The 8926-nt window shown below is 60.8% G+C and carries 17 protein-coding genes; 12 read left to right on the forward strand and 5 right to left on the reverse strand.

From position 1 onward, the window contains the following. Window positions 1-19 precede the first annotated feature (19 nt). From NKF26_RS21870 to tfe, 3 genes are read right to left on the reverse strand one after another with little or no spacing between them, the layout of a single operon-like run. Complete coding sequence (locus NKF26_RS21870) at window positions 20-787, reverse strand: DUF5803 family protein (RefSeq protein ID WP_253226110.1); 768 nt, start codon at window positions 785-787, stop codon at window positions 20-22. After that, window positions 784-1455 (reverse strand): DUF2110 family protein, encoded by a 672-nt coding sequence (locus tag NKF26_RS21875; RefSeq protein WP_066146089.1) that lies wholly within the window; start codon window positions 1453-1455, stop codon window positions 784-786. Before NKF26_RS21875 ends, NKF26_RS21870 begins: the two co-directional genes overlap by 4 nt. Continuing rightward, window positions 1455-1982, reverse strand: a complete 528-nt coding sequence (gene tfe / locus NKF26_RS21880) for a transcription factor E (protein WP_253226111.1) — start codon at window positions 1980-1982, stop codon at window positions 1455-1457. Before tfe ends, NKF26_RS21875 begins: the two co-directional genes overlap by 1 nt. Before the next feature lie 262 nt (window positions 1983-2244). Here tfe and NKF26_RS21885 point away from each other — a divergent pair, with 262 nt between their 5' ends. Beyond that, entirely contained in the window at window positions 2245-2565 is a 321-nt protein-coding gene (locus NKF26_RS21885) for an FUN14 domain-containing protein (RefSeq protein WP_253226112.1), read from the forward strand. Window positions 2566-2568: 3 nt separating this feature from the next. On the opposite strand, the gene gvpO (NKF26_RS21890) is transcribed toward NKF26_RS21885, so the two are convergent. Continuing rightward, a complete protein-coding gene (gvpO, locus tag NKF26_RS21890; RefSeq protein WP_253226113.1) occupies window positions 2569-3069 on the reverse strand; it encodes a gas vesicle protein GvpO, halophile-type in 501 nt (166 codons plus the stop codon). Window positions 3070-3086: 17 nt separating this feature from the next. Continuing rightward, entirely contained in the window at window positions 3087-3350 is a 264-nt protein-coding gene (gene gvpA / locus NKF26_RS21895) for a gas vesicle protein GvpA (RefSeq protein WP_066146101.1), read from the reverse strand. Between the two features lie 190 nt (window positions 3351-3540). Here gvpA and gvpO (NKF26_RS21900) point away from each other — a divergent pair, with 190 nt between their 5' ends. The 11 genes from gvpO (NKF26_RS21900) to NKF26_RS21950 all read left to right on the forward strand — a co-directional run bounded on the left by gvpO (NKF26_RS21900) (window position 3541) and on the right by NKF26_RS21950 (window position 8901). Further along, window positions 3541-3975: a gas vesicle protein GvpO gene (gene gvpO, locus NKF26_RS21900; protein WP_253226114.1), complete on the forward strand. Its 435-nt coding sequence runs from the start codon at window positions 3541-3543 to the stop codon at window positions 3973-3975. Between the two features lie 24 nt (window positions 3976-3999). Beyond that, a complete protein-coding gene (locus tag NKF26_RS21905) occupies window positions 4000-4650 on the forward strand; it encodes a DNA polymerase V family protein (RefSeq protein WP_253226115.1) in 651 nt (216 codons plus the stop codon). 152 nt (window positions 4651-4802) lie between these two features. After that, window positions 4803-5429: a GvpL/GvpF family gas vesicle protein gene (locus tag NKF26_RS21910; RefSeq protein WP_253226116.1), complete on the forward strand. Its 627-nt coding sequence runs from the start codon at window positions 4803-4805 to the stop codon at window positions 5427-5429. Continuing rightward, window positions 5426-5680: a gas vesicle protein GvpG gene (gene gvpG, locus NKF26_RS21915; protein ID WP_066146109.1), complete on the forward strand. Its 255-nt coding sequence runs from the start codon at window positions 5426-5428 to the stop codon at window positions 5678-5680. The genes NKF26_RS21910 and gvpG overlap by 4 nt, the downstream gene beginning before the upstream one ends. Then, entirely contained in the window at window positions 5680-6102 is a 423-nt protein-coding gene (gene gvpH / locus NKF26_RS21920) for a gas vesicle protein GvpH (protein WP_253226117.1), read from the forward strand. The genes gvpG and gvpH overlap by 1 nt, the downstream gene beginning before the upstream one ends. After that, entirely contained in the window at window positions 6095-6847 is a 753-nt protein-coding gene (locus NKF26_RS21925) for a hypothetical protein (protein ID WP_253226118.1), read from the forward strand. The genes gvpH and NKF26_RS21925 overlap by 8 nt, the downstream gene beginning before the upstream one ends. Then, window positions 6840-7244, forward strand: a complete 405-nt coding sequence (gvpJ, locus tag NKF26_RS21930; protein WP_253226119.1) for a gas vesicle protein GvpJ — start codon at window positions 6840-6842, stop codon at window positions 7242-7244. Before NKF26_RS21925 ends, gvpJ begins: the two co-directional genes overlap by 8 nt. Next, complete coding sequence (locus tag NKF26_RS21935; protein ID WP_253226120.1) at window positions 7231-7548, forward strand: gas vesicle protein K; 318 nt, start codon at window positions 7231-7233, stop codon at window positions 7546-7548. The genes gvpJ and NKF26_RS21935 overlap by 14 nt, the downstream gene beginning before the upstream one ends. Beyond that, window positions 7541-8335, forward strand: coding sequence for a gas vesicle protein GvpL (gene gvpL, locus NKF26_RS21940; RefSeq protein ID WP_253226121.1), 795 nt, complete (start codon window positions 7541-7543; stop codon window positions 8333-8335). Before NKF26_RS21935 ends, gvpL begins: the two co-directional genes overlap by 8 nt. Further along, complete coding sequence (gvpM, locus tag NKF26_RS21945) at window positions 8332-8580, forward strand: gas vesicle protein GvpM (RefSeq protein ID WP_066146128.1); 249 nt, start codon at window positions 8332-8334, stop codon at window positions 8578-8580. Before gvpL ends, gvpM begins: the two co-directional genes overlap by 4 nt. An 84-nt stretch (window positions 8581-8664) precedes the next feature. After that, window positions 8665-8901 carry a PRC-barrel domain containing protein gene (locus NKF26_RS21950; RefSeq protein ID WP_253226122.1) on the forward strand — a complete coding sequence of 79 codons (237 nt, stop codon included), beginning with the start codon at window positions 8665-8667 and terminating at the stop codon, window positions 8899-8901. The last annotated feature ends 25 nt before the right edge of the window (window positions 8902-8926 follow it).

An 8926-nucleotide genomic window follows, 5' to 3' on the forward strand; every position in this document is an offset into this window, starting at 1 on the left:
GCAGTGAAGAAAAGTGCTCTTACATTCCGGGCGGCGGCCCGTCGCCCATATCGTCGTCGGAGATGTCCATGTTGAGACCCATCTCCTCGCGCTGTCGTTCGAGTTGCCGAATCTGGTAGCGGTAGTAGGCCAGACCGCCGAACCCGACGAGCAACGCCAGCGCGACGATTCCGGCGAATATCCACTTGTCCCGGACCAGGTAGTACCGCACCGAGATGCTGTCGGATTTCACGGGTTGGGACCAGACGATATGCTCGCGTCCGTCCTGCATGCTCGTCTCGTAGCTACCGGGGCGCACGTCACTCAGCAGGAACGTATCGACGCGCATGCCGCGAGGGATGGTCACTTCGTACGTTCGGTCTTCGAGGTAGGTCGGGACGTAGAACGTCTTCCCCTGTCTCGATACCGTGTACGCGAGTTTTCCGGGTCCCTTGGGCGGTCGGATGATGGTCGAGGATTTCGTCTTGTGCACCGAAATCTGATCGGCACCGACGACGGTCCCGTTCGGATACTGGAACTGCACGCCCGAAATTTCGACGGGGGCCTCCTCGCCGAAGGATTCCTCCTGGTGAATTTCGAGCGTGTCCTTCTTGTCGAGGTTGTAGACCGCTTGATACTGCCCGCTCGTGACGTTGTAGGTCACGTCCTCGGATGTTTTCCAGTCGTACGTCGCGTTCTTGTTGAGTTGCTGCTGGCTGATGTCCCCCGGGCCGAACACGGAGGAACACCCGGCACTGGCCGCGAGGAGGGCGAGCAGGGCGAACGCGAGGACGAACCGTTTTCTCATGGAATTACACAGCGGATTTCGGCCGGGATGTAGCCGCCGATGCTGGCGAGCAGTCCCGGCGGGTCGGTGTTTTCCGTACAGATAATGCTCTGTTCCAACACGCCGAGTCGTTCGACGGTGACGATGTCGTGGGCATGGCCCGCACGGTTGACCGTCGCTCGAACTTCGCCGCGTGTCGCGCTGTTGACGTTCACCCGTCCGGTGCCACGCGACCAGTCGAACAGGCGGTCACGCTCGGCGTCTGAGAGGCGCGATGTGCCGTCCTCCGCGTAGACGAATCCCATCGGCATGTGCTGAACGAGGCCGAACCGTTCGATCACCTGCTCGGGTTTGCCCGGGCCGAGTCCGAGTTCGGACGCCGGGATCCGAACGTCCTGTCCGGCGTCGAGGACGAAGCCGTCGTCGTCCCACGATTCGAGCGTGCCGACGTACGTTTCGCCGTCGCGCAGGTTGGGCGTGATTTCGCCCCACTCCTCGCCGAGGATGTTCCGGGCGACGACTTCGTCCTCGCCCTCCACGGTAACCGAGACGAAATCGTCGTGCCTGACGCCGATGTCGAACTCCACGTCGAGGTCTCCGAGTGCGTTTCCGACCAGCGATTCGAGACCGTCCAGCGCGCGGTGCTTTGCGTCGCCGGTAACGTACACTTTTGTTGCGAGAACGACCATTATGCACCGAGTGTTTCGACGTTGAGTACGTCTTCTAGGTTGTGGATTCGCTCCTCCATCGAGTCGACGAGCATCGAGTTCTCCATGGATTCGAGCGGTGACCCGCATTCGGGACATTCGAAACCGAAGTCCATCGCCTCGCCGAATTCGAAGCGGAGCGAGCAGATCTCACAGAGATAGAACTCGTGGTTGCGCTCGTACTCTTGGCGCTGTTTCAGCGCGTCGAGCAGGCGGTACATCTCCTCTTCGAGATTCTCCGGAATCTTGTCGTACTCGAACGTCCAGAGATAGGTGAGCCATCCCGAATCCTCGTCGCGGAGGCGTCGGTAGGTCGCCAAGTCGTTCTCGTAGAGGATGAACAGCGCGCGTCGAACGTCGTTGAGTTCGAGGTCGAGTTCCTCCGCGAGTTCCTCGTCGGTCACCTCACCGTCCGGCGGCGCGGCCGCGACGGGCATTCCTTTCGGTCCGACCAGTTCGTGAAGATATTTCTGAATCACCGGGTCGCTCAGTAAGTCCTCGAAAGCCATTGATACGTTATACCGGGTTGTTCATCTGTTTAAAACCATCGGGAGAGGGTTGCGGGGTTGCGTTGACATCATCATCTCGACGGCTGAAAGTGGAACCCGAATGTTCGGCCGTTCAAGCGTAATTCACAGATCAAAAGATATGTATACTCGTTGTTGCGATGAATTGAAAACCACGTATGGTATCGATTTTACACCGCTAGAGAACGTTCAACATCGACCAAAACCACAAGAAACTTAACCTATCAGTGTTCTGAGTGGGACGATGCAAGTCGGGATAGACCCTCAACAACTCGGACTCCAACTGGGAAGTGGTGCCGTCATCGGTGGCGTCATCGGATTCGCCGCGAAGAAAGTCGCAAAGCTCATCGCGGTCATCATCGGCCTCGAACTCGCCCTGTTCAAATTCCTCGAATCGCGCGGTATACTCTCTGTCGACTGGAACAAACTCTCCGCAGGAGTAGTGAAAACCGGTCAGGCCGCCGGAAGTAGTCAGCCTCCCTCGTGGGTAACGACCCTCCTCTCGACGCTCTCGGTTAGCGCCGGGTTCGTCGGCGGGTTCATGGTCGGGTTCCGCAAAGGGTAATCCCTACCACTCCTGACTGTCGCCGCGCCTGTATCGCTCCCGCAATCGATAGCCGGTTACGTCTCCCGACTCCGACAGCGCGATAGCGTACTGTCCGAGGATGTCCTGGGTATCCGGAACCGCGCTCCGTTCTACCATTTCGACGACGACTTGCCAGCCGTCTTCGTCCTCGGTTATCTCGATGATGCCGTCGAGCGGATGCCCGACCAAATCGTTGGCGACGTCCTCGACCGTCTCGCGGACGGCCATCACGTCGAACTCGCCGTCCCCGCTTTCGTCCGATTCGTCGCTCTCCGAGCTATCCTCCGCTTCCTCCTCGTCCGGGGAATTATCGCTCACGTCTTCTTCCTCGTCTCCGTTTTCGGACCCGGCTTCTTCCTCGTTTTGGCCGTCTATCGTCTCGTCGTCCGAATCGTGCTGATAACAAAAACCGTCGTCCTGTGCCGGACGGGTGCACCGCTCGCCGTCGTCGGTGAGCGCCCGACACTGATCTGCTTCGGACATCGTTCGTCACACTGTGCTTACGACGAACTGGCCTCGGGGGACGCGACTTCGACCTGTTCGAAGTCCACCTCGTCCTCCGAGGATGCTCGTTCTAACTTCGCCATCTCCTTTGCGTAGTGGAGGAACGTGTCGACCGATGCGACGACGACACGCGCCTCGACGGTCAGTACTTCGATACCGACCACGGAGATACGCGCCCACACGTCGATAACGACGCCTTTGTCGAGAATGCGGTCGAGAACGTCCGCGAGACTCGAAGAGTTCGGGTTTGCTTCTACCATAGTTGATCACGGGAACCGAATCCCTACGTTGGGAAATCCAGGCGAACGCTATTTCAGGATTCGGGCCGAGCCTGCAAGTTACTTTTAAGTGGATTCGTTTCGGCACCCGATTCCGGTTACGAAGTCGTATGCACTCGTTACGGGCGCATAAGTTATGCAACTCGATGACGACACGTTTGGGGAGGGAACGATGACCGAACAAACAAGCGACTCCGAAAGTGGCGAGTTCGACGATGTACTCGACCAACTGTCCGAGGCCGTCGAGGACCGGGACGGTTCGTCGGAGCGCACCGAAGCGAACGAGTCCGACATCGAGGAAATCGTCGAAAGCGACGACGAAATCGGCCTTTACGAAGCGCGGAACGTGGGTCGTGCCATCGCGAGCGACCTCATCGGGTCGCCGCTCGACGGTATCATCGAAGTGGGGGAACGGGACGAAGACGGCTGGCGAGTCGTCGCGGAGGTGGTCGAACGAAACTCGATTCCGGATACGCAAGACGTTCTCGGACGGTACGTCATCGGTCTCGGACCGAGCGGCACCGTCCAAGGGTACGGACGGGCGGGACGGTATCGTCGCGGCGATACCGGCACGCAGACGGAAATCTTCGAAGCCGAGGAACGCTAACGCCGACGCCGAATGAGGGACATCATGACTGAAGAAAACACGGTACGAAAGCTAGTCGAAGGGGATATGGGGAAGGAACTGAACGCGGAACGAGTCGTGAACGCGCTCACCGAGATGGAGGGCGAGAACGGCCAAGCTATCGGTCGGGACCTCGGACGGGTCGTCGGCTGTGGTCTGGGGATGCTCGTCGGGCGGAGAGTCGGGGCGTCGCTCGGCGACCGTCTCGAACATCGACTGGAGGCCCCGGAGGCGTCCGAGGAGGAATCGGAAGCGGAGCCCACACGGGAACAGCTCGTCCTCCAGCGAGTCCAGGAGGTCCTGGAGGTGAGCAAGGAGGATGCCCAGGATATACTCGCCACCGCGAGCAGCATCGGCATGGAGAGTGCGGACGGTGAAAGCGAGTCCTCGGAGGAAGACGAGCAACCGGCGGAGACGGCCGACGATGAGGCCGGAGCCGATAAATCCGAGGAAGACGGATCGAAGGAGAGCCAGTCGAAAGACGAATCGGGCGAGCAAGAGGTGACGGACGACTCCGGCGACGAAAGCGAAGCCGAAGACGACTCCGATGCAGAAGGTGAGCCGACGGTCGAACTCGACCAACTCTCGAACGACGACCTTCAGGTGTTGGCGAACGACCTGATGGAGGAACTCGACCGTCGGAAGGCCGCCCAGTGAGGCATCGACGTTCGTTACCTCCAGCGGTCGGCGAGCGGGTGAAAAATGGGTGAGACGCCACAATGCGGTGCGTGCTTGCACTCTCCGCCACACGACTTATTAAGGCACGTCTCGTCGCTTTCCAGTCGTAGGAGCACCGTCTCCATGAAACGATGAGTTCGAACCGATACGTCTACGGGGTCGTCGAGAAGAACGATTTCGAGTTCGACACTGACGCTGTCGCTGGTGGTGACCGAGTGTACACGGTAACGTACCGGACGCTCTCGGCCGTCGTCTCGGACATCGACACGACCGAACCCGAACGAACCGACGAGGATAGCAAACGCCACGACGAGGTACTCCGCGAGGTCCTCGAACGTGACGACGTGGACGCCGTCGTGCCGATGCAGTTCGGCATGGCGTTCAAGGATAACCGTACGCTGAAGTCCGTCCTCCGTGGTGCACGGAGAGCGTTCACGAAGGCGCTCAACGAGGTCGATGGGCACGTCGAACTCGGCGTCAAAATCGTGGTCGGGGAGGACGACGAGGTGGACCACGAGGCGATCCGGGAGGACGTCGGCGGACGACTGTCCGACATCGCCGAGAGCGAGACCGAGGACGACCTGTTCAGCGACAGGCTCGCCCTCAACCGCTCGTATCTCGTGGCGACGGACGACCGCGAGGCGTTCGCCGAGGAAGTCGGCGAGCTACGCGAGGAGTACGACGAGTTGACCGTCCAGTACACGGGGCCGTGGGCACCGTACAACTTCGTGGACATCCACATCGGAGCACAGGGATGATCGTCGTCGACGACCTGTTGTTCAGGCCGCTGGTGTCGATGGTGGACGTTCTCCACTCGCTGGCGGTCGACGAGATGTACGACATCGCGGGCATACAGGACGAACTCAAGGAGACGCACATGCTGTACGATCTGGGCGAGTTGTCCGACGAGGAGTACGCGCAACGAAAAGCCGACCTCGAAGCGCGACTCGACGCTGCGGAAACGGCCCACGAACGGCTGCGAAACGGGAAAGTCGAGGTGAAACGATAATGGGAATCATCGAACGGTTGGTCAGATTGGCGAACGAACTCTCGGACGACGAGAAACGAACGTACGCTGGCGAACACGGTAGCTCGGGGGGACGAATCAACTACGGGATTTCGCTTGACTCCGTCGCGTCGGGTCACCCCCGAAAGCAGCGGAGTCAGCCCCGGACACAACCGCGGCAACGATATCTAACGAACACGCGGGAGGAGGACGGCGAACTCGTCGTCACCATGGACGTCCCCGGCGTTCCGAAGGACGACCTCGGGGTCACGTTCGACGGCGAGACGAACGTGATCGAGATCCGGGACGACGAGCGGCCGATCAAGCGATTCGGCATCGAATGGGACGATGCGGCGATCAGGAACGCATCGTACAACAACTACATCCTCGAACTGCGAATCGGACGGGAGTTACCCGATGGCTAACGAAGAAATCGAACCGTTCCTCGACGAGGTACAGTCGGGACTCGACGGACTGGTGTCGGCGCTCGGGTCGTCGGACTCGTTCGACTCGGTTGCGACGGAAGCCGAGAACCTCTGGAACGTGTTGGACGAGGGCGAGGACGTGCTAGACGAACTCGACCTGACCGACCTTCCGGACGTACTCGAACTGTCCGAACTCCGGGACGTGGTCGAGTTGGAGGACACGGACGACGCCATCGACGAAGGTGACGCCGGGGAGGTCATCGACGTTCGGAGCCTCATCAGCGCCATCAAGTTCCGGGAGCTATGGTCGTCCACGGACGTTCGAAGCCTGTGGGAGGAGAGCGACGAGTTCACCGACGCCCTCGAAGAAATCGGCGTCGGAGACGACGAGTCGGACGACGACGACATGATCGAAATGGACGAGGACCTCGAAACCGAGATGCAGTCCGAACTGTACGAGTCGAAACTCCAGTCACAGCTCCAGGAAAGCGTGGAAGAGTTCCGGGACGGGCTCATCGACACACGGAACGACCTGAAGGAAGCCAGGGAGGAAAACGAGTCGATGGGGTCCACCGGACAGCCGTCGTCCGGTAACCCGTCAGCGTATTCCACGATGGCCGCATCCGGCTCCACCGAGGCCAGCGTCGCACGCTATTCGACGGTTCCGAAGAGTGGCTGGCACTCGTCCGGGTCGAAGAACAAGCGAATCTACGGTCGTCGATTCGAGGAGGAAGAGGATGGGTGAGACCGGACCCACCCGGAGCCAGTCCGACCTCGCCGAGATGCTGGAACTGCTGCTCGACAAGGGCGTCGTCATCAACGCCGATATCGTGGTGACGGTCGGCGAGACGGAACTGCTCGGCGTGAAACTCCGAGCCGCCATCGCGTCGTTCGAGACGGCGGCACAGTACGGCCTCGAATTTCCGGAAGGAACCGACATGAAGCGCGTCGAGGAAGCCGCAGGCGTCGAGGAACTGCCCGAATCCGAAACCGTGACTGTCGGCGTCTCCCCCGACGAGGAAGGGGACGACGAAGCGGAGACCGATGACGAGGACGCCGACGCGGACGACAGTGACGAGGATGGAGAGGAGGAAGAAACGGAGGCGAAAGCCGAAGCGGAGGCGGAGCATGACGGCGATTGAAGTGGATGGTGACGACGCCGGAAAAGGACTCGTCGCGCTCGTCATCACGGTGGTCGAACTGCTCGTCGAGGCGATGGAGCGCGAGGCGGTTCGACGGATGGAGTACGACGACCTAACGCCCGAGGAGATCGAGCGACTCGGGACGCAGTTGGCGGCCATCGAGGACGAATTGGAGCGACTGAAAGAGTCCGAGGGGATCGAGGAAGGCGTGGATACCCTCCGTGGCGATCTGGACGACCTGATTTCGGACGCACTGATCGACCTCGCGGACCGCGAACCCGGCATGGAGGAGTACGGTGGCTGATTCCGAGTTCGAGGAGGGGCGATACCTCTACTGTGTCGTGGATGCAGGAGCGGACGAAGACACGACCGATTTTTCGGAGGCAGGTATCGACGGCGGTTCCGTCTCGGTGCTCGTTCACGATGGGCTGGGTGCGGTCGTCCAGTCCTGTGATTCGCCGTTCGATTCGGACGACCTCGGGCGGGTTCGGGAGTGGTTGCTCACCCATCAGTCCGTGGTGGACGCCGCCGGGGAACGGTTCGGAACCCCGCTTCCGTTCCGCTTCGATACGATTCTCAAGGGCGACGACGACGCGGTGATGGAGTGGCTGGCTGACCAGTCCGAGACCCTCGAAACCCATCTCGACGACTTCGCGGGACACTGGGAGTACCGCGTCGGCGTCGCGTGGGACGAGGACCGCGTGCAGGACGAACTCGAAGCCGACGACGAAAAGCTGGCCGAACTGCGTGGGAAGGTCGACGAGGCGAACGAGGGGACCGCGTTTTTGCTCGAAAAGCAGTACGACAATCGACTCCGTGACCTCCGACGGGCGCGGCAGAAGGATCTGACCGCGCGACTCCGCGACGGACTCGACCCCCTCGTGCGCGAGTTCGAGGTATTGGATTCGAGCAGCGGGGTTCTCGGGTCGGATTCCTCGGACGAAGTCGTGCAGGTTGCGTTCTTGGCTCACGAGGACCACGAGGAGGAAATCGGCGAGTTATTGGACGACGTGGCGGCGGACCCGGGTATCGAGATCAGGTTTACCGGGCCGTGGCCGCCGTACTCGTTCGCACCGGAGTTGGACGCATGAAACCGACGAAGGACGACCACGCCGTCGTGGACTTGCTCGACGTGATCCTGCGGGACGGCGTCATTCTACAAGCAGACGTGGTCATCACAGTGGCGGACATCCCGCTCGTCGGCCTGAGTCTTCGGGCGGCCCTCGCGGGCATGTCAACGATGACCGACTACGGCTATTTCGAGGAGTGGGATGCCGTCCAGCGGGAACTCGCACGTGCACCGGACGACCATCCGTTGCTTCCCGACGACGGGTGACGCCCCCGAAATCGTGGATGCGGATAAGGCCCTTGAACTCGCAACCAGCGACGGTTCCCGGCGAACGGACGAGTTACGAACGCGATGACAACGCAAATCACTGACGACGACGAGGGGAAGAAAGTCGTGGACAACTCCGGCGACCAAGTCGGTATCGTCTCCGACGTACAGCACGGTACCGCCCACGTGGACCCCGACCCCGGCATCACCGACAAGGTGAAGTCGAAACTCGGGTGGGGCGACCGGGACGAGGACACCTATCCGCTCCAGGATGAGATGGTTTCGTCGGTCACCGACGACGAAATCCGACTCCAGGCGTAGACGAATTCCGTTCGGACATCCTCGT

This window comes from Haladaptatus sp. AB618, assembly GCF_024136965.1.
Classification (GTDB): Archaea; Halobacteriota; Halobacteria; order Halobacteriales; family Haladaptataceae; genus Haladaptatus.